We start from the raw sequence: 19,135 nt of genomic DNA, 5'->3' as shown, positions 1-19,135 counted from the left end.
CGCCGCGCCGGCGCCAGCGCGCGCAGGCGGCTGCGCGAGAGCGCCTGCGGGTCCAGGCTGCGCACCTGGGCCAACGCCGCCGCGTCTTCGCCGTCGAGCAATTCGGCCGCTTCTTCCTGCAGGCGCGCCGATTGCGCCAGCGCCGCGGGCGCCTGCGGCCAGCGCTCGCGCAGCAGCGGCAGCGCGCGGTGGCGAAGGAAATTGCGGTCGTAGCGTTGTTCGTCGTTGCCGGGGTCGTCGATCCAGCGCAGCGCGTGTTCGCGCGCGTACGCCTCCAGCGCCGCGCGCGGCAGCGCCAGCAGCGGCCGCCACAGCCGGCCGCGGCCGCAGTCGCGCCACTCGCGCATCGCCGCCAGGGCGTCGGGGCCGGAGCCGCGCAGCAGCCGCAGCAGCAGGGTTTCGGCCTGATCGTCGCGGTGGTGCGCCAGCGTCAGCACTTCGCCCGCGCCCAGGCCGGCGGCGAAGGCGGCATGACGCGCGGCGCGCGCGGCGGCTTCGGGGCCGTCGCCGCCGTCGCGCGCAACCGACACCCGCGAAACGGTCAGTTCCAGGCCATAGCCGGCGCAGACCTGGGCGCAATGCGCGGCCCAGGCGTCGGCGTCGGGGTGCAGGCCGTGGTGCACGTGCCAGGCGCGCAGCCCGCGTTCGCGCGCCGCCGGCGATGCCGCCAGCGCGTGCAGCAGCACGCTCGAATCCAGGCCGCCGCTGTAGCCCACGCACAGCGGCGCCGCCGGCAGGGCGGCGAGCGCGGCGGGGATCGCGTAGGCATGAGATGCGTGCATGCGCGCATGGTGCCACGGCAACGGGACGCAGCAACCCATGCGTGATGCTGCCCCGGCCGCAGGCCGCCTATACCTTGATTCCCAGATCCCTACCGAGAGAATCCCGTCGTGTCCCGGCTTTTCGCTCCGCTGTCGCAACGCTCGCTGACCTTGCGCAACCGCATCGCGGTCTCGCCGATGTGCCAGTACTCGGCCAGCGACGGCCTGCCCAACAACTGGCATTTCGTCCATCTGGGCAGCCGCGCGGTCGGCGGCGCCGGGCTGGTGCTGACCGAGGCCTGCGCGGTGTCGCCGGAGGGCCGCATTTCCGCGGCCGACACCGGTTTGTGGAACGCCTCTCAGGCCGAAGCCTGGCACCGCATCACCTGTTTCCTGCGGTCGCGCGAGGCCGCGGTGGGCGTCCAGCTCGCCCATGCCGGGCGCAAGGCCAGCGTCGCCGCGCCGTGGCTCGGCGGCCAGCCGGTGCGCGCCGAAGACGGCGGCTGGACGCCGGTGGCGCCGTCGCCGCTGCCGTTCCGCGACGGCGCGCCGCAACCGCGCGAGCTGCAGCCGATCGAGATCCGCACGGTCGTCGACGATTTCGCCGCGGCCGCGCAGCGCGCGCTGGATTCGTGTTTCCAGTTGGTCGAGATCCACGCCGCGCACGGCTATCTGCTGCACCAGTTCCTGTCGCCGCTGTCGAACCGGCGTGAGGATCGTTACGGCGGCAGTTTCGACAACCGCACCCGCCTGCTGCGCGAAGTGCTGGCGGCGGTGCGCGAGGTGTGGCCGGAGCGCTTGCCGCTGTGGCTGCGCATCTCCGCCACCGATTGGGCCGAAGGCGGTTGGGACATCGAGCAGAGCGTAGCGCTGGCGCGCATGGTCAAGGAGCTGGGCGTCGACCTGATCGACGTGTCCAGCGGCGGACTGGTGCCGAACGCGCGCATTCCCGGCGACGAGCCGGGCTATCAGGTGCCGTTCTCCGCGCGCATCCGCCGCGAGGCCGGCATCGCCACCGGCGCGGTCGGGCTGATCACCCGCGCGGCGCAGGCCGAAAGCATCGTCGCGCAAGGCGAGGCCGATGTGGTGCTGCTGGCGCGCGAGCTGCTGCGCGATCCGTACTTCCCCCATCGCGCCGCGCGCGAGCTGGGCGCGACCACCCACGTGCCGGATCAGTATCAGCGCGCCTGGAGTTGATCGCAGCGCCTTGAACCGGGCGGCGCACGACGATGTCGGGAATGCGAACGCCGGGCCTTCGGGTCCGGCGTTTTCCTTGTGCGCGTTTCGGTTTTCGCGTGTGGGGCCGGCTCCGGGAATGGCGCGGGCTGCGGCGGCCGCGGCGCAACTGCGGCGATGCTTGCGCGGTGGTGGTGTTTTCGCGGTCGCGACTTGCGTCGCTCCTACAGGGGTGTTCCGTGGCTCTTGCGCGCTTGTGGTTTTGTGAACGACGCGCTTTTGTCTTGATCTGTGCGAGACATCACGCGGCGCCGGCGCTTTCCTGCCGGCGGGGCTGACGCCGCGGGGGCGTGGGCCTGAGAAGATGCGCCAACGGGATCGCGCTGCGCTCGCAAGCGCGATTCCGCAGGGTTCGAACCACGCTCCGCCCTGCATGAATTTTTGGATTTTTCCGCTTTTTTTGCACGAGCGGACCTTGTCTGCGCAAGCGCGCACTTTCGCTGCGCGCGTCCTTCACCCCTACGCTCCCGGGAGTCAGCATGCGATCGATCCTGTGTCTGCAGCAAGCGCAACGGGCCGCCTGCGCGGCGGGTCTGGTCGCGCTCGGCCTCAGCGGCGCCGCGTCGGCGGCCAATCTCGCCTTGAACCGGCCCGCCACCGGCTCGGCCGCGTGCAACGCCAACGAGACGCCGGCCAAGGCGGTCAACGGCAGCGTCTCCGGCGGCAACGCCGACAAGTTCTGTTCGTCGGCGTCGAGCAAGTGGTTGCAGGTCGATCTGGGCGCGAGCAGGAGCATCGCCGGCTTCGTGGTCAAGCACGCCGGCGCCGGCGGCGAGCCGGCGACGTACAATACCCGCAACTTCAACATCCAGACCTCGGCCGACGGATCGGCGTGGACGACCGCGGTGACCGTCAGCAACAACACCGACAACGTCACCACCCACGGCGTCAACGCGCTCACCGCGCGCTACGTCCGGCTCAACCTGACCACGCCGACCCAGGGCAGCGACAGCGCCGCGCGCATCTACGAGTTCGAGGTTCACGACACCGCGCCGGCGCCGGAGAAGGTCGTGCTGGTGCTCGATCAAGTCCCGCAGTTCGGCATCTACCGCAGCACCCAGCCGACCACCTACACGCCGCCGGCGGGCCTGCTGATGTGGAAGCGCGGCACCGAGTTCGCGCGTAAGCTCAGCGATGCGGACAAGGCCAAGATCGGCGACGACGTCGCGCTGCGCATCACCTATCACGCCCAGTGCGATCCCTACGACCGTTTCGCCTCCGCGTTCTTCATCAGCCTGCCGAAGGGACAGACGCCGACGGTGGACACGCCGCGGGTCACCTTCACCGATTTCATTTCGCCGTTCAGCGACATGTGGCAGGGCGCCAAGGCCACGCGCGTGTATCCCGACGCGCCGATGGATCCGTACGCGGCGGCGCTGGCCAATCCGGACCGCGACATCTGGGTCGGCATCAGCGGCGGCTCCAATCCGCAGTACGGCGACGACGCCTGCCAGAACCACGGCGTCACCGATCCGGCCATCGCCGAGGTCGGGTTCAAGTATTCGCTGGCGCTGGTCTCGCGCAAGCCGCTTAGCGCCGGCGCCGACCCGGACGTGCTGAGCCTGCTGTCGCGTTCGCCCGAGAAGACCGACACGATCGCGACCGGCACCGTCGCGCACACGGCCAACCTCGGCATCGCCACGCTAGCGGTCAGCATCGCCGGTTACGGCGCGTCCTCCGGCGGGCAGGAGTACACCAACACCAACGTCAGCGTGAAGTTCAACGGCGCGCAGATCGCGACCTTCAGCACCAAGATCGATTGCGCGACCTACGAGCAGTACAGCCCGCGCGGCAATCCGGGGATCTTCCGCAACAACAACACGACCAATCCGCGCAGCTGGTGCCCGGGCGCGCTGGTGCCGATGCGCTATTTCGACCTCGGCGACATCCGCGGCAAGACCTTGCAGTTCACGCTGGGCGTGGGCAATCGCTCGCCGTGGACGGCCGATTCGGTCTACAACACCAGCGTCAGCGTGTTGGAGCACTGAGGCAGCGATGGGGCCGGCGGGCGCAGGCCCGCCGGCTACGATCGAAGGATCGGAAGCATCGGACCTTTCGCTCAGTTCGCGGCTTCGCCATGCGCGCAGGTTCCCGCGCGCATCCGCGCCGGCATCGTCTGCGCGGACGCCAGATCGCCGCCGCGAGCGGTCGATGCGCGCGCGTGGGGTGTCATTGCGGTTCGCTGCACTCGGTGGGCTTCAGGCGCGGCAGCGACAGATCGCTCGCGCGTGGGAGGCCGGAGGCGGCGGAGTGCCGGATCAACTCGACGTAGCGCTCGCGGAATTGCTCCGGCTGACAATACGGGTCCATGCTCCCGATCTGAAAGCGCAACGTCGCCAGCGCAAGCAGTTCGTCGTCGGTCAGTGCGTCGACGTCGGCACCGAAGTAGACGCGCGCGGCTTGGTCGAGCCCTTCGCTGCCGCGGCCGTAATTGCCATGCTCCAGCACGAAATCGGCCATGCTCTCGGCGGACCGTTCGCGGCTGACGCGGATGTAGGCGGCTACTTCCTTGAGATGATGGTCGTAACCGATCTGCCGCAGCGCTTCGGCATTGCCGCTACTGACTGCGCCCTTGGCCTCGGTTGCCGAGCGCTCTTGTTCGATTTGGTGATGCAAGGAGCCGGCGGCAACATCCAACAGTTGCATATCCGCCGGCAGGGACGGCAGCGGCGCATAGCGATCCATCCAGCTCGTCATCATCGCCTGTGACCCGAATTCCAGGCCGAGGCCGGCATAGCTGAAAATCGTGAGCTTGCGAACCGACAACGGGGTATCGCCGCCGCCGAACATCCGCCACAACGCCACGCGCGCTGTCGTGGGGTACGCGCGCCGCGGTTGCGGCAAGTCTTTCGGCAGCAGCGACGCACCGTACCAATACGCGCACTGCAACGACAAGCACAACACGGCGATGACGACGGCGACGCCGCCGCCGGCCCATTTGAAGAAGGTGCTGAGCGCCATCCGTGGCTCCGCGCGTATCGCCGCGCTTAGGCGGCTTCGTACGCGCCGTACCCGCGCAGCCGCTCGTAACGGCGCTGCAGCAGTTCGTCCATCGGCACGCCGTCCAGCGCGTCGAGTTCGTTGATCAGCACGGCCTTCAGGCGCGTGGCCATCTGCTTGGGGTTGCGGTGCGCGCCGCCGATCGGCTCGCGCACGATCTTGTCGATCAGGCCCAGCTCGTGCAGGCGCTTGGCCGTCAGGCCGAGCTGTTCGGCCGCGTCCTTGGCCTTGTCGGCGGTCTTCCACAGGATCGAGGCGCAGCCTTCCGGGGTGATCACCGAGTAGGTGCTGTATTCGAGCATCAAGGTGCGGTCGCCGACGCCGATGGCGAGCGCGCCGCCGGAGCCGCCTTCGCCGATCACGGTGCAGATCACCGGGGTCTTGAGCCCGGCCATCTCCATCAGGTTGCGGGCGATGGCTTCGGACTGGCCGCGCTCTTCCGCGTCGATGCCCGGCCAGGCGCCGGCGGTGTCGATGAAGGTCAGCAGCGGCAGGCCGAAACGCTCGGCCAGCTTCATCAGCCGCAGCGCCTTGCGGTAGCCCTCCGGGCGCGGCATGCCGAAGTTGCGCTTGATCTTGCTCTTGGTGTCGCGGCCCTTCTGGTGGCCGACCACGACCACGCTGCGCCCGGCGATGCGGGCCAGGCCGCCGACGATGGCGTTGTCGTCGGCGAAGGCGCGGTCGCCGGCCAGTTCCTGGAACTCGTCGCAGATCACCCGCACGTAGTCCAGCGTGTACGGCCGGGCCGGGTGGCGGGCGAGCTGGGAGATCTGCCACGAGGACAGGTCGCGGAAGATCTGCGCGGTGCGCAGGCGCAGCTTGTCCTGCAGGGCGTGGATTTCGGCGTCGATGTCGACCGCCGGGCCGCTGCTGGCGTGGCGCAGCTCCTGGATCTTGGCTTCCAGGTCGGCGATGGGCTGCTCGAAGTCGAGGTAGTTCGGGTTCATGCGTGGGCCATGGGCCGAGGAAGGGCACAGTCTAGCTCAGGCGGCGCGACCGTACCGATAGGCATGGGGTGGGTACGGAAATTGAGGAACGAGTGAGGAGGAACGAGGAACGAGCGACACGGGTGAGGGTGTACTCGTTGCTCGGTTTCTCCAAGGCGGGTGCGATGGCGTGGAGAGCCTGGAACGAGCCGGTCCGACGACTCGTTCCTCGTTTCTCTCCACTCGTTCCTGCTCAATCGCCCCCAGATCGCGCCCACGGCTTGGACAGCGTCACCTTGACCGCCTTGACCCCCGGCTGGGCGCGCAGCAGGCCGGCCAGTTCGGCGTCGATGCGCACCGATTGCGGGCCGTTGAGGTCGAGCATGCCGGCCGCGCCGTCGCGCAGCAGGTCCAGGCGGATAGGGGTCGGGCCGGGGCGCTGCTTGGCCAGCAGGGCGTCGACCCGCTGCCAGGCGCCGGGCACGCGCAGGTCCAGGCGCAGGGCCAGGCGCTGGGCGTGCCTGGCGCAGACCGCGTTGTAGTCCCAGCAGCGCGCCGCGCGCAGGGCGAAGCCGCCGCTGAAGGCGTCCTCGCGCAGGCCGCCCTGGATCACCAGCAGGCGGTCGCGCGCGAGCATCGAGGCGAACTCGCTGTAGGTCTCGGAGAAGAACGCGCACTCCAGGCGGCCGCGGCCGTCCTCGATCTGCACGAACATCTGGCTGTCGCCCTTCTTGCGCAGGCCGACCACTTGCCCGGCGACGATCACTTCCAGCTCCGGGCGCCAGCCGCTGCGCGCGCTTTCCGGGCGCTTTTCCCAGATGCCTTCGAGCTCGCCCAGGTCGGTGCCGACCAGCGAACGCAGCTCTTCGCGATACGGATCGAAGGGATGGCCGCTGAGGTAGTGGCCGAGGGTTTCGCGCTCGCCTTGCAGGATCTGCGCGAGCGGCCATTCGTTGGTTTCGCTGAGGTCCAGGTGCAGCGCCGGCGCGGCGGCTTCGAAGCCGCCGAACAGCGAGACCTGGCCCGCGGCGCGCTCCTTGGCCATCTGGTCGGTGGCCTTGAGCACCTCGGGCAGCTGCAGCATCAGGCTCGCGCGATTCTTGCCCAGGCCGTCGAGCGCGCCGGCGTGGGTCAGCGCTTCCAGCGCGCGGCGGTTGAGCTTGCCGCTGTCCACGCGCTTGCAGAAATCCAGCAGGTCGACGAACGGCCCGGCGCGGCGCGCCTCGACGATCGACTCGCACACGCCGCGGCCGACGCCCTTCACCGCGCCGATGCCGTAGCGGATGGTGTTGGCGTCGATCGCCTCGAACATGTACTCCGATTCGTTGACGTGCGGCGGCAGCACGGTGATGCCCATCACCCGCGCTTCGTCGAGGAAGTTGACCACCTTGTCGGTGTTGTCCATGTCCGACGAGCAGGTCGCGGCCATGAACTCGGCGCCGTAATGGCGCTTGAGCCAGCCGGTCTGGTACGCCACCAGCGCGTAGGCGGCCGAGTGCGACTTGTTGAAGCCGTACTCGGCGAACTTCTCCATCAAGTCGAAGATCGGGCTGGCCTGCTTGGCCGGGATGTTGCGCTCGGCGCAGCCGGCTTCGAACTTGGCCCGCTCCTTGGCCATTTCCTCCGGCTTTTTCTTGCCCATCGCGCGGCGCAGCATGTCGGCGCCGCCGAGGGTGTAGCCGGCCAGGACCTGGGCGATCTGCATCACCTGTTCCTGGTAGACGATGACGCCGTAAGTCGGCGCCAGCACCGGTTCCAGCGACTCGTGCGGATAGGTGACCTCGGCGTTGCCGTGCTTGCGGTCGACCCAGTCCTTGTCCATCCCCGAGCCCAGCGGGCCGGGACGGAACAGCGCGGCCAGCGCGATGATGTCTTCGAAGGTGTCGGGCTTGGCGCGCTTGAGCAGTTCGCGCATGCCGCGCGATTCGAACTGGAACACCGCGACGGTGTCGCCGCGCGCGAACAGCTCGTAGGTGGGCTTGTCGGTCAGCTCCAGCGCGTTGATGTCGAGCGGCGGCTGCCCTTCCTTGGCGCGGCGCTTGTTGATCGCGCGCACCGCCCAATCGATGATCGTCAGCGTGCGCAGGCCGAGGAAGTCGAACTTGACCAGGCCGACGGCTTCGACGTCGTCCTTGTCGAACTGGGTCACCGGATTGCGGCCGCGGCCTTCGCCGTCGTGTTCGGCGAACAGCGGGCAGAAGTCCGACAGCGGGCTCGGCGCGATCACCACGCCGCCGGCGTGCTTGCCGGCGTTGCGGGTCAGGTCTTCCAGGCTGCGCGCCAGGTCGAGCAGGTCGCGCACGTCGTCTTCGTTGCGGTAGCGCTGGATCAGGTCGGCCGAGGCCAGCTCCGGATTCTTCGCCGCCGCTTCGGATTCGCCCAGCGCGTCGTCGAGCGAGATGCCCAGGGTCATCGGGATCAGCTTGGCGATGCCGTCGACGAAGCCGTACGGATGGCCGAGCACGCGGCCGGCGTCGCGCACCACCGCCTTCGCCGCCATGGTGCCGTAGGTGATGATCTGCGAGACGCGGTCGCGGCCGTACTTGCGCGCGACGTAGTCGATGACCTCGTCGCGGCGGTCCATGCAGAAGTCGATGTCGAAGTCGGGCATCGACACGCGTTCGGGGTTGAGGAAGCGCTCGAACAGCAGGTCGTACGGCAGCGGGTCCAGGTCGGTGATGCCCAGCGCCCAGGCCACCAAGGAGCCTGCGCCCGAGCCGCGGCCCGGGCCGACCGGGATCTCATGGTCCTTGGCCCAGTTGATGAAGTCCGCCACGATCAGGAAGTAGCCGGGGAAGCCCATCTTGATGATGACGTCCAGCTCGGTTTCCAGGCGCTGGTCGTATTCCTCGCGGGTCTTGCCGGGGGCGAGCGGGTTCTTCTCCAGGCGCTTGGCCAGGCCTTCGCGCGACTGGCTGCGCAGCCACGATTCGATGGTGTGTTCGCTCGGCGTGGGGAACGCCGGCAGCGCGTACTCGCCCAGCTTGAGCTCGACGTTGCAGCGCGTGGCCAGCGCGAGCGCGTTGTCGATCGCGTCGGGCACGTCGGCGAACAGCGCGGCCATTTCCTCGCCGGTCTTGAGGTATTGCTCTTCGCTGTACTCGCGCGGGCGCTTGGGGTCGTCGAGCACGCGGCCGGAGGCGATGCACACGCGCGCTTCGTGCGCTTCGAAACCGTCGCGATCGAGGAAGCGCGCGTCGTTGCTGGCCACCACCGGCAGGCCGCGCTTGCTCGCGGCCTGCAAGGCGAAGGCGTTGAAGACGTCTTCGCCGTCGCGCTGGGTGCGGGTCAGTTCCAGATGCAGGCGGTCGCCGAACACGCCTTGCCAGTCGACCAGCCAGGCGTGGGCGAGCTCTTCGCGGTTGCTCGCGGCCAGGCGCGCGGCCAGGCTGTTGCGGCCGGCGAGCGCGAACAGGCCGTCGTTGTCCTCGCGCAGCCATTCCGGCCGCAGCACCACGCCTTCGGTGCGGTGGCCTTCCATCCAGGCGCGGCTGAGCAGGCGCGACAGGCTCAGGTAGCCGCTGCGGTCGCGGCACAGCAGGGTCAGGCGCGAGGCCGATTCGTTGCCGTCGGCCAGGTGCACGTCGGCGCCGATGATCGGCTTGATGCCCGCGCCTTCGCAGGCTTTGTAGAACTTGACCGCGGCGAAGATGTTGTCGAGGTCGGTCAGGGCCACGGCCGGCTGGCCGAGGGCGACGCAACGCTTGACCAGCTCGCCGATGCGGAGGGTCGAATCGGCCAGCGAGTACTCGCTGTGCAGGTGGAGATGAACGAAAGGAGCGGACATGCGTACCGATTGTGCGGCCGTGCCGGGAGAGCGTGCCGGGAGCCGCGCGCCTTGATGGCGCGAGCCCGGAACGGCATCGGCACGGCGGGGAAAGTGCCGGATTGCAGGGTATCAGCCCGGCGGCGTGGGGCAAGGCTTGACAGCGGATCGAGGGCGCCCGGGGGGCGACGGGACGTGGGCGGCGAGTTGCTGGCGACGCGGCCGGCGGCGCGGCTGGCGGCGAGGTTGTGCGATTTTGGGCCGTTGCGGTGTCGGCGCTGCGCGGACGGCTACGCCTGTGCGCGGAGCGTCGCGGGGAGCGGGGATACGAGATCCGGTGGGGCGCCGTGGCTTCGCATTTCCTCGGCAAACCATTGGCCGCGTCGCGGCTCGCGCCGCTCCTACAGGTAGCTTCGCCTGCAACAGACTCGCCCTGTAGGAGCGGCGCAAGCCGCGACCGCGCCAATCCGAACCACGGCGCAACCGAACCCGCCGGCGCGCCCACCCGGCGAGGCGCCACGCGAGCAGCTTCGGCCGAGGCGCCGCGCCAGCGACACCCCCGACTCCTCATCGCCTCCCCGCAACCACGCTCAGGTCACCCGAAACACCGGCTCCGGCGTGCGGCCGTTGGCGTAATGGCTGTCGCTGACGCGGGCGTGGTGCTGCAGCAGGGCCAGCTCAGCCAAACGGTCGCGGACCCAGGCGGCGCGCTGCGCGCCGGCGTCGCCGCTGGGGTGTTCGCGCTGGCGGTAGGCGCAGAAGTCGCGGTAGTCCTCCGCCTCGGCCGCGAACGCCGGCCAGGCCAGTTCGATCAGCAGCACGTCGTCGAGCAGGCCCAGCAGCGGCACCCGGTCGGGGATCAGATCCTCGTCCTGGTCGATGTAGGCGAACAGCCGCTCCAGGCGCCGGCGCAGCGCCGGGTCGCAATCCCAGGCCGGGTCGACGGCCAGCGCGCGCAGATCCTGCAGGCATTGCAGGCGGGTGTCGATCGCGCGCCGCGCGTCGGCCGGCGGCAGCTGCGCCAGCCACTGCGCCAGGCGCTGCAGGCGGTCGGCGTCGACCCGGGCGGCGTCGGGATGCAGTTCGTGGACCAGCGCGTCGAACGCGGCGATCGCCGCCGGGCGCAGCGCCATCGCGGGCTCATAAGGCTGCACGCAGTGCGGCGGCGGGGCGCGCTCGAACGGCAGCGGCTCGGCGGTCGGGGTGGGGTGAGGCATGCGCATGAAACACCTCGCGTCCGGCCCGTCTTGGGGGCGGGGAGGGCCGCGTCGCGGGCCGGATGACGACGCGGACCGGTGCGTTGGGACTGTGGCCAACGATGCGCCTGGACGCAGTCTGCGCGCGCGGGTCTGAAGTCGTTGTGACCTGTGGCACGCCTGGGCGTTCAGGCTTTGTGGGAGGGCCTTCAAGCCCGAAGCTCTTGTTTCAGATGGCTGCGACCCGAGAGAAGAGCATCGGGCCTGAAGGCCCTCCCACAACAGCACTGGCCTCAGGCCTCAAGGCCCTCCCGCAGAACTGCAGCATCGGCCTCAAGGCCTTCCCACAAGAACCGCAGCATCGCGCCTGGGCGCCCGCGCATCCGCCTCAGAACAGCGAGCGCTGCTCGGCCTCGATCCGCACCGGCGCGAAGCTGCGCCGGTGCTGCGGGCACGGCCCGTGCGCGCGCAGCGCGTCCAGGTGCGCGGCGGTGGAATAGCCCTTGTGGCGGTCGAAACCGTACTGCGGCCACGCGTCGTGCAATTGCAGCATCAAGCGGTCGCGCGCGACCTTGGCCAGGATCGAGGCGGCCATGATCGACGGTTCCAGCGCGTCGCCGCCGATCAGCGCCTCGCCGCGGCAGGGCAGGCCCTTGGGCAGATGGTTGCCGTCCACGCGCGCCAGATCGGCCTGCGGCGCCAGCGCCAGCAGCGCGCGGCGCATGCCGGCCATGGTCGCCTGGAAGATGTTGATGCGGTCGATTTCCTCGACCTCGACGAACTCGATCCGCCACGCCAGCGCGCGTTCCTGGATCAGCGGGAACAGCGCTTCGCGCCTGGTTTCGCTGAGCTTCTTGGAATCGTCCAGGCCGTCGATGCGGCGGCGCGGATGCAGGATCACCGCAGCCACCGCGACCGGCCCGGCGAGCGGGCCGCGGCCGGCTTCGTCGACGCCGGCGATGAGGCGGCGGGCGCGGCGGGTGGGGGCGGGGGCGGTGGCGGTGGGAATGTCCAAGGGCCGGGAACGAGTGAAGAGGGACGAGCGAAGAGGAACGAGGAACGAGTCGAAGTTGGCGGGGCGGCGAGGGCGGCCGGTCGCCGCGACTCGTTCCTCGTTCCTCTTTAACTCGTTCCTGGAGTTTAAATCACGGAACCAGGGGCGGTTCCGCGTCCGCACCCGCGCCTTCGCCGATCAGCTCGACGATCGCGTCGGCCGCGCGCGCCGAGGCGTCGCGCTTGAGTTCCAGGTGGATGCGCTGGAACTTCGGCAGCAGCGCCGCGCTCGCGGCCGGATCGCGCAGCCAGCGCAGGGTCGCGCCGGCGAGATTTTCCGGCGTGCAGTCGTGCTGCATCAGCTCCGGCACCACGGCCTCGCCGGCCAGCACGTTCGGCAGCGCGTAGTGATCGACCTTGAGCATGCCCAGGCGCTTGACCAGGGTGTAGGTCAGCGGCGAGACCTTGTAGGCCACCACCATCGGCCGCTTGGCCAGCATCGCTTCGAGCGTCGCGGTGCCCGAGGCCAGCAGCACCGCGTCGCTGGCGACCATCACCGTGCGCGCGCCGCGGTCGACGATGCGCAGCGCGCGGCGCACGCGTTCGCCGTCGGCATGCGCGGCGAGGATGCGCTCGAACGCGGCCCGCGCGCGCGCGCTGGCCATCGGCGCGACGATGCCCAGGCGCGGCTCGGCCGCCAGCAGCAGCGCGGCGCAGGCGATGAAATCGGCGGCCAGGGTTTCGATCTCGCCCACGCGCGAACCCGGCAGCATCGCCAGGATCGGCGCCTCGTCGTCCAGGCCCAGAGTCATGCGCGCGCCGTCGCGGTCGGGCTGGATCGGCATTTCGTCGGCGAGCGGATGGCCGACGAAACGCGCGTCCACGCCGTATTCGGCATAGATCGGCGGCTCCATCGGGAACAGGCACAGCACCCGGTCGGCGCTGAGCCCGATCTTCTGCGCGCGCTTGCGCCGCCACGCCCACACCGACGGGCTGACATAGTGCGCGGTGCGCACGCCGCGCTGCTTGAGCCAGCGCTCCACGCCGAGATTGAAGTCGGGCGCGTCGATGCCGATGAAGGCGTCGGGCTTCCAGTCGAGGATGCGCTGGCGCACGTCGCGGCGCAGGCGCAGCAGCCGCGGCAAGTGCTTGAGCACCTCCACCAGACCCATCACCGCCAACTCGCCGGCGTCGAACCAGGTGTCCATGCCGGCCGCGCGCATCTGCTCGCCTCCGATGCCGACGAACTCCGCGCCCGGATGGCGCCGGCGCAGTTCCTCGATCAGCCCGGCGCCGAGCAGGTCGCCGGAGGCTTCGCCGGCGATCAGGGCGAAACGCGGCGGCGGCGGGGGTGCGGCGGGAAAGATCGCGTCGATGGCGGCGGCGGCGGCGGCGGGGGCGTTCATCGGGGGAAAGAGGCGCTCCGGTGCGAGCCGGCGCCGGATCCGCGCGAAACGCGAGCGCAGCGGCCGGCCCGGAATGAGGACGGTGCCGCATTCTCGCCCGGAACGGCCCGGGCATGGGGCCGTTGCGGCCGCGCAGGGGCAGTTGCCGCCAAATGGCGTGATGCGAGTCGGCTTTTGCGCGCGCCGCAGCGACTGCGCGCGAATCCAGCGGCGGCCCGCCCGGAAGGCGGCCCGGACCGGCCGCGCCGCCGCGCGGTCCCGCCTCAATCCAGCGCCAGCGCGCCGTCGCTGCGCCGCGGCAGGCCCAGCGGATTGGCCGCTTTCAACTCGTCCGGCAGCAGCGCTTCGGGCCAGCCCTGGAACGTCACCGGCACCAGCCAGCGCCGCAGCGCAGTCATGCCGACCGACGTGTGCAGCGGATTGGTCGTCGCCGGCCACGGCCCGCCGTGCTGCATGCCCCAGGCCACGGCGACGCCGGTGGGCCAGGCGTTGTAGACGATGCGCCCGGCGATGCCGCGCAGCGCGTCGCGCGCCTGCGCGGCGGCGCCGGCATCGGTGTCGGCCGCGTGCACGCTTGCGGTCAACTGGCCGGGCAGGCGCGCCAGCTCGGCGATCGCGCGCTGCGGATCGCAATACGCCACCACCAGCGCGGCCGGGCCGAAGCATTCCTCGCTGTACTTGTCCGGTTCGGCCGCGAAGGCGTCGAGCCCGACCCGGAACAACTGCGGCGCGGCGCCGTAGGCCGCTACGCTGCCGTCGCCGTCGGCGATGCGCTCGGCCGCGCCGGCCAGCGCGCGGGTGCCGGCCGCGTAGGCGTCGCGGATGCGCGCGCTCAGCATCGCCCCGCCGGCGGTTTGCCGCACCGCGGCGGCGAGCGCGTCGACCAGCCCCTCCGGCGCGAACACCAGGCCGGGATTGGTGCAGAACTGGCCGACGCCGAGGGTCAGCGATGCGGCGAACCCGCGCGCGATCTCCTCGCCGCGCTCGGCCGCCGCGCCCGGCAGGATCAGCACCGGGTTGACGCTGCCGAGTTCGCCGTAGAACGGAATCGGGTCGGGCCGTGCGTTGGCCAGGTCGAACAAGGCGCGTCCGCCGCGGGTAGAGCCGGTGAAGCCGGCGGCCTTGATCGCCGGATGGCGGACCAGCTGGGCGCCCGCGGCGAGGCCGTGGACGAGGCCGAAGACGCCGTCCGGCGCGCCGGCGCGGGCGAGCGCGTCGGCGACCACGCGCGCGGTCGCCTGCGCGGTGTGCGGATGGGCTTCGTGCGCCTTGACCACGACGCTGCAACCGGCGGCCAGGGCCGAGGCGGTGTCGCCGCCGGCGATGGAGAACGCGAACGGGAAATTGCTCGCCGCGAACACCGCGACCGGCCCGATCGGCTGCAGCATGCGGCGCAGCTCGGGGCGCGGCGGCACGCTGTCGGCGTCGGCGCGGTCGAGCGTAGCCTCCAGGTAGCTGCCTTCGCGCAAGGCCTGCGCGAACAGGCGCAGTTGGTTGCTGGTGCGCTTGATCTCGCCGTTCAAGCGCGGCGCGCCCAAGGCGGTTTCGTGGTCGGCGAGCGCGACCAGTTCCCCCGCGCTCGCGTCGATCGCCTCGGCCACGGTCTCCAGCACCGCCGCACGCTTCGCCGCCGGCAGGCGCGACCACGGGGCGAACGCGCGATGCGCGCGGGCGCAGGCCGCGTCGACCTGCGCCGCGGCGGTTTCGGCGATCGGCTGGCCGGCGGCGGCGCCGCTGCGCGGATCGAATCCTTGGATACTCATCGCGCAGCATCCTCTTTTTCGGCGGTATTCCAGTCGGGACCGCACCAGGCGCCGCCCAGGTAGGACATCAGGAAACCGTCCGGGTCAGGTTCGCCCTGGGCGTCGATGTCGGCGGCGAAACGCTCCGAATCGTCCTGCGGCGCGTAGCCCAGCGCGCGCGCCGGCTCCAGCGAGACCCAATGGCGGGTGTTGTCGGAGGCGCCCCAGACCACGCGGAAACCCGGCGCCGGCGCGGCGAAACAGGCTTCGAACAGGCGCGCGCCGTCGTCGGGCGAGAGCCAGGTGCGCAGCATGCGCGCGTCCTTGGGCCGCTCGAAACACGAGCCGATGCGCACCGCGACCACGCCCATGCCGTAGCGGTCGGCGTACAGGCTGCCGAGCGCTTCCAGCGCGACCTTGCTGACGCCGTAGTGGGTGTCCGGACGCGGGAACGCGGCCGCGTCGATGTCGCCGTCGCCCGGGCGCAGGTAGCCGATGGCGTGGTTGGAACTGGCCAGCACCGCGCGCGCGACGCCGGCGCGGCGCGCGGCGTCGAGGGCGACGTAGCTGCCGTGGATGTTGATCTCGAGGATCTGCGCCCAGGCATGCTCGGTGCTCAGGCCGCCCAGGTGCAGCAGCACGTCGACGTCGCGGCAGGCGGCCTGCATCGCATCGGCGTCGGTAATCGAGGCGCGCACGATCTCGGCGCCGTCGTCGCCCGGATCGATCGGGGCGATGTCGAGCAGGCGCAGCACGCGCCCGGGCCTGGCCAGGCGCGGCCGCAGCAGCCGGCCCATGCCGCCGGCGGCGCCGGTGATCAGAATGCGTTGCGGTTTCATCGTCGAGCGTTTTCCTTGGGTAGGGCCGGGCGCGGCGCCGGCGGATGGAAGGACGCGGCGGCCGGGCGCGGCGCCTAGATGCCGCGCCTAAATGCCGCGCCGCGCGCCGGCGCCGATCGCGCGCGCCGCGTCGAACAGGCCGTCGAGCACCTGCCGCTCGTGCTCCGGGTCGAGCCGCGCCAGCGGCACCGAGCAACTGATCGCGTCCTGCGCGATCAGGCCGTGCGGCAAAGCGACCGCGAAGCAACACAGGCCCGGGGTGTTCTCCTCGCGTTCGAACGCGTAGCCGCGCGCGCGCACCTCGGCGAGCTGGCGGTGCAGGGCGCGGCGGTCGCGCACGGTGTTCTCGGTGAGCGCGACGAATTTCGCCGGCAGCAGCGCGTCGACTTCGGCGTCGCTGCGCGCGGCGAGCAGCGCCTTGCCGAGCGAGGTCGCGTATGCCGGCACACGCCGGCCGACGCGCGAGATCACCCGCAGGTGGTGTTGCGATTCGCGGCTGGCCAGGTAGACCACGTCGCCGCCGTCGAGCCGCGCCAGGTGCACGGTTTCGTTGATGCGCACGCGCAGTTCGCTGATGACCTGGGCGGCGGCCTGCACGACCGGGTCCTGGTCGAGATAGGAGGTGCCCACGAGCAGGGCGCGCACGCCGATGCCGTAGGTGCCCAGGCGCAGGTCGCAGCTGAGCCAGCCGCGTGCGACGAGTGTCTGCAGCAGCATGTAGAGGCTCGATTTAGGCACACCGAGTGCTTGCTGCAGTTCGGTCAGCGTCATCGCGTGCGGGCTTGCGGCCAGCACTTCCAGCAGCATCACGGTGCGGTCGGCGGACTTGACCGCGGCCGGTGCGGTTTTTTCCTTGGCTGAGGCGTTCATGGGGGCGAGGGCCTGAGGTTGCGTGGAGAACAACTTGACAGGTTTTGGCGGCTAGACTAGGTTCATGTCCTCGATCTTATTTCATATATATGAACTTCTCAAGCCCACACACGACCGCCGGCGCCGTGCCGCAGGCCACCGACGGCGCCGATCTGCTTAACGGCGTGCTGTTCTTCCCGGTCACGCCGTTCGCCGCCGACGGCGAGGTCAACGCCGCCGCCCTGGCCGAACACATCGAGCGCGGCGTCGCCGCCGGCGCGGGCGGCGTGTTCGTCGCCTGCGGCACCGGCGAGTTCCATGCGCTGGAATGCGGCGAATACGAGCTGGCCGTGCGCACCGCGGTGGAAGTCGTCCGCGGCCGCGTACCGGTGTTCGCCGGCTGCGGCGGCGCGCTGGCGCAGGCGCGGCAGTTCGCCGCCGCGGCGCGGCGCGCCGGCGCCGACGGCCTGCTGCTGTTGCCGCCGTACCTGGTCACTTGCCCGCCCGAGGGCATCGCCGATTACGTCGAGCAGGTGGCGGCGTCGACGCCGCTGTCGGTCATCGTCTACCAGCGCAACAACGCGGTGTTCACTCCGCAGACTGCGGTGCGGGTCGCGCGTCTGCCCAACGTGGTCGGTTTCAAGGACGGCCTGGGCAACCTCGACGCGATGCAGCGCATCGTGCTGGCGGTGCGCGCGGCCATCGGCGCCAAGCCGTTCCAGTTCTTCAACGGCCTGCCAACCGCGGAAATGACCCAGCAGGCCTATCGCGCGATCGGCGTGAGCCTGTATTCCTCGGCGGTGTTCTGCTTCGCGCCGGAGATCGCCAACGCGTTCTATCGCGCGGTGGAGGACGGCGACCGCGCCCGCGCGCAGGCGTTGCTGGCGAATTTCTACGTGCCGCTGGTCGAGCTGCGCGACAAGGTGCCCGGTTACGCGGTGTCGCTGGTGAAGGCGGCGACGCGCCTGTCCGGCATCGACACCGGTGCGGTGCGCGCGCCGCTGGTCGAGGCCAAACCCGAACACGTGGCCGAACTCGAGCGCATCGTCGCCGCCGGCCGCGCGCTGGCGGGCTGAGCGCGGCGTCGATGGGAACCAACCGGGGAGGGATTCGGTGACCATGCAAACGACCGCCGGCTTGGCCGGCGTCGCCCGCCATCGTTGGTGGATCTGCGCGCTGCTGCTGGCGGCGACGACCATCAACTACATGGACCGGCAACTGATCGGCGTGCTCAAGCCGCTGCTGCAGCGGGAACTGGGCTGGAGCGAGACCGACTACGGCAACATCGTGCTCGCGTTCCAGGCGTCCTACGGCATCGGCCTGCTGCTGGCCGGACGCGCGCTCGACCGCGTCGGCACGCGCCTGGGCTTTCCGATCGCGGTCGCGCTGTGGAGCCTGGCGGCGATGGGCCACGCGCTGGCGCGCGGCGTGCACGGTTTCGCGATCGCCCGGTTCGGCCTGGGCCTGGGCGAGGCCGCGCATTTTCCGGCTGCGGTCAAGACCGTCGCCGAATGGTTTCCCGACAGCGAGCGCGCGCTGGCCACCGGCATCTTCAACGCCGGCGCCACCGTCGGCGCGTTGGCCACGCCGCTGCTGGTGCCGCTGATCGTGTCCGGCTTCGGCTGGCAGGCCGCGTTCGTCGTGGTCGGCGGGCTGGGTTTCGTCTGGATCGCGTGCTGGGCCGGCACCCACGTCTGGTTGCGCGCGCGCCACGGCGCGGCCAGCCCGCTGGCGCCGGTCGAGGCGGCGCGCAAACCCGCGCGCTGGCGCGAGCTGCTGCGCTACCGCGCCACCTGGGCGTTCGCGCTCGGCAAGTTCCTCACCGATCCGATCTGGTGGCTGTACCTGTTCTGGCTGCCGGACTTCTTCTCGCGCACCTTCCACATGGACCTCAAGGGCCTGTCGCTGCCGACCGCGGCGGTGTATGTCGCCGCCGGCGTCGGCAGCGTCTTCGGCGGCGCGCTGTCGTCGGTCCTGATCAAGCGCGGCGCGTCGATTGACCGTGGGCGCAAGGTCGCGATGCTGGTCTGCGCCCTGGCGGTCACGCCGGTCTGGTTCGCGCCGTGGGTGACCGACATCTGGATCGCGGTGGGGTTGATCGGGCTCGCGGCGGCGGCGCATCAGGGCTGGTCGGCGAACCTGCTGACCCTGGTTTCCGATGCGTTTCCGCGCCACACCGTCAGCTCGGTCGCGGGCCTGGGCGGCATGTTCGGCGCGGTCGGCGGAATGCTGATCGCCTGGACCGTGGCGCAGATCCTGCAGTTGAGCGGCAGCTACGTGTGGGTGTTCGCGATCGCCGGCGGCGCATACCTGCTGGCGTTGCTGGCGATCCACCTGCTGGTGCCGAGGTTGCAGCGGGTGGAGGTCGCGGAAGCGGACTGATCCGCGCCGATCCTGGTGCGTTCGCGCGTCAGGGCGGTT

At 70.7% G+C, this 19,135-nt stretch carries 15 protein-coding genes; 5 read left to right on the top strand and 10 right to left on the bottom strand.

The window, feature by feature from the left end; all coding sequences use genetic code 11:
- Positions 1–782 (bottom strand): tRNA lysidine(34) synthetase TilS (tilS, locus tag A7A76_RS22520; RefSeq protein ID WP_206413413.1); only part of this gene is annotated, 782 nt, incomplete at its 3' end.
- A gap of 108 nt (positions 783–890) precedes the next feature.
- Here tilS and A7A76_RS22515 point away from each other — a divergent pair.
- Both A7A76_RS22515 and A7A76_RS22510 read left to right on the top strand, forming a co-directional pair.
- Entirely contained in the window at positions 891–1,958 is a 1,068-nt protein-coding gene (locus A7A76_RS22515; protein WP_206413412.1) for an NADH:flavin oxidoreductase/NADH oxidase, read from the top strand.
- A 518-nt stretch (positions 1,959–2,476) separates the two neighbouring features.
- Positions 2,477–3,985, top strand: coding sequence for a discoidin domain-containing protein (locus A7A76_RS22510; RefSeq protein WP_206413411.1), 1,509 nt, complete (start codon positions 2,477–2,479; stop codon positions 3,983–3,985).
- Positions 3,986–4,166: 181 nt separating this feature from the next.
- On the opposite strand, the gene A7A76_RS22505 is transcribed toward A7A76_RS22510, so the two are convergent.
- The 4 genes from A7A76_RS22505 to A7A76_RS22490 all read right to left on the bottom strand — a co-directional run bounded on the left by A7A76_RS22505 (position 4,167) and on the right by A7A76_RS22490 (position 10,906).
- On the bottom strand, positions 4,167–4,958 hold the full coding sequence (locus tag A7A76_RS22505) for a transglycosylase domain-containing protein (RefSeq protein WP_206413410.1): 792 nt from the start codon (positions 4,956–4,958) through the stop codon (positions 4,167–4,169).
- Between the two features lie 26 nt (positions 4,959–4,984).
- Positions 4,985–5,944 (bottom strand): acetyl-CoA carboxylase carboxyltransferase subunit alpha, encoded by a 960-nt coding sequence (locus A7A76_RS22500; protein ID WP_206413409.1) that lies wholly within the window; start codon positions 5,942–5,944, stop codon positions 4,985–4,987.
- 232 nt (positions 5,945–6,176) lie between these two features.
- Positions 6,177–9,710: a DNA polymerase III subunit alpha gene (gene dnaE / locus A7A76_RS22495; RefSeq protein WP_206413408.1), complete on the bottom strand. Its 3,534-nt coding sequence runs from the start codon at positions 9,708–9,710 to the stop codon at positions 6,177–6,179.
- A 569-nt stretch (positions 9,711–10,279) separates the two neighbouring features.
- Positions 10,280–10,906 (bottom strand): hypothetical protein, encoded by a 627-nt coding sequence (locus A7A76_RS22490; RefSeq protein ID WP_206413407.1) that lies wholly within the window; start codon positions 10,904–10,906, stop codon positions 10,280–10,282.
- 62 nt (positions 10,907–10,968) lie between these two features.
- Here A7A76_RS22490 and A7A76_RS27040 point away from each other — a divergent pair, with 62 nt between their 5' ends.
- A complete protein-coding gene (locus A7A76_RS27040) occupies positions 10,969–11,385 on the top strand; it encodes a DUF6053 domain-containing protein (protein ID WP_428995220.1) in 417 nt (138 codons plus the stop codon).
- Here A7A76_RS27040 and A7A76_RS22485 read toward each other — a convergent pair.
- The 5 genes from A7A76_RS22485 to A7A76_RS22465 all read right to left on the bottom strand — a co-directional run bounded on the left by A7A76_RS22485 (position 11,274) and on the right by A7A76_RS22465 (position 16,735).
- Complete coding sequence (locus tag A7A76_RS22485) at positions 11,274–11,900, bottom strand: ribonuclease HII (protein WP_206413406.1); 627 nt, start codon at positions 11,898–11,900, stop codon at positions 11,274–11,276. The genes A7A76_RS27040 and A7A76_RS22485 overlap by 112 nt on opposite strands.
- 130 nt (positions 11,901–12,030) lie before the next feature.
- The gene (gene lpxB, locus A7A76_RS22480; protein ID WP_206413405.1) at positions 12,031–13,284 is read right to left on the bottom strand and encodes a lipid-A-disaccharide synthase; all 1,254 of its coding nucleotides are present in this window, start codon (positions 13,282–13,284) and stop codon (positions 12,031–12,033) included.
- Positions 13,285–13,547: 263 nt separating this feature from the next.
- Entirely contained in the window at positions 13,548–15,047 is a 1,500-nt protein-coding gene (locus A7A76_RS22475) for an aldehyde dehydrogenase (NADP(+)) (RefSeq protein ID WP_206413404.1), read from the bottom strand.
- A complete protein-coding gene (locus tag A7A76_RS22470; RefSeq protein WP_206413403.1) occupies positions 15,044–15,865 on the bottom strand; it encodes an NAD-dependent epimerase/dehydratase family protein in 822 nt (273 codons plus the stop codon). The genes A7A76_RS22475 and A7A76_RS22470 overlap by 4 nt, the downstream gene beginning before the upstream one ends.
- An 87-nt stretch (positions 15,866–15,952) precedes the next feature.
- A complete protein-coding gene (locus tag A7A76_RS22465) occupies positions 15,953–16,735 on the bottom strand; it encodes an IclR family transcriptional regulator (RefSeq protein ID WP_206413402.1) in 783 nt (260 codons plus the stop codon).
- A 125-nt stretch (positions 16,736–16,860) separates the two neighbouring features.
- Between A7A76_RS22465 and A7A76_RS22460 the strand changes: the two genes are divergently transcribed.
- Both A7A76_RS22460 and A7A76_RS22455 read left to right on the top strand, forming a co-directional pair.
- A complete protein-coding gene (locus tag A7A76_RS22460) occupies positions 16,861–17,790 on the top strand; it encodes a 5-dehydro-4-deoxyglucarate dehydratase (protein ID WP_343225390.1) in 930 nt (309 codons plus the stop codon).
- 43 nt (positions 17,791–17,833) lie between these two features.
- Positions 17,834–19,096, top strand: coding sequence for an MFS transporter (locus tag A7A76_RS22455; protein WP_206413400.1), 1,263 nt, complete (start codon positions 17,834–17,836; stop codon positions 19,094–19,096).
- The last annotated feature ends 39 nt before the right edge of the window (positions 19,097–19,135 follow it).

The sequence above is a fragment of the Lysobacter enzymogenes genome (genome assembly GCF_017168095.1).
In the GTDB taxonomy this organism is placed as follows: Bacteria; Pseudomonadota; Gammaproteobacteria; order Xanthomonadales; family Xanthomonadaceae; genus Lysobacter; species Lysobacter enzymogenes_D.
Note: the sequence above shows the minus strand (reverse complement) of the source record. Positions and strands in the feature narration are given on the sequence as shown.

Excerpts from the sequence above, each read along its gene's own strand:
- A7A76_RS22470 (WP_206413403.1), bottom strand. The coding sequence starts at position 15,865 with ATGAAACCGCAACGCATTCTGATCACCGGCGCCGCCGGCGGCATGGGC.
- A7A76_RS27040 (WP_428995220.1), top strand. The coding sequence starts at position 10,969 with ATGACGACGCGGACCGGTGCGTTGGGACTGTGGCCAACGATGCGCCTG.
- A7A76_RS22500 (WP_206413409.1), bottom strand. The coding sequence starts at position 5,944 with ATGAACCCGAACTACCTCGACTTCGAGCAGCCCATCGCCGACCTGGAA.
- A7A76_RS22475 (WP_206413404.1), bottom strand. The coding sequence starts at position 15,047 with ATGAGTATCCAAGGATTCGATCCGCGCAGCGGCGCCGCCGCCGGCCAG.
- A7A76_RS22465 (WP_206413402.1), bottom strand. The coding sequence starts at position 16,735 with ATGAACGCCTCAGCCAAGGAAAAAACCGCACCGGCCGCGGTCAAGTCC.
- dnaE (WP_206413408.1), bottom strand. The coding sequence starts at position 9,710 with ATGTCCGCTCCTTTCGTTCATCTCCACCTGCACAGCGAGTACTCGCTG.
- A7A76_RS22490 (WP_206413407.1), bottom strand. The coding sequence starts at position 10,906 with ATGCCTCACCCCACCCCGACCGCCGAGCCGCTGCCGTTCGAGCGCGCC.
- A7A76_RS22510 (WP_206413411.1), top strand. The coding sequence starts at position 2,477 with ATGCGATCGATCCTGTGTCTGCAGCAAGCGCAACGGGCCGCCTGCGCG.
- A7A76_RS22505 (WP_206413410.1), bottom strand. The coding sequence starts at position 4,958 with ATGGCGCTCAGCACCTTCTTCAAATGGGCCGGCGGCGGCGTCGCCGTC.
- lpxB (WP_206413405.1), bottom strand. The coding sequence starts at position 13,284 with ATGAACGCCCCCGCCGCCGCCGCCGCCGCCATCGACGCGATCTTTCCC.
- A7A76_RS22455 (WP_206413400.1), top strand. The coding sequence starts at position 17,834 with ATGCAAACGACCGCCGGCTTGGCCGGCGTCGCCCGCCATCGTTGGTGG.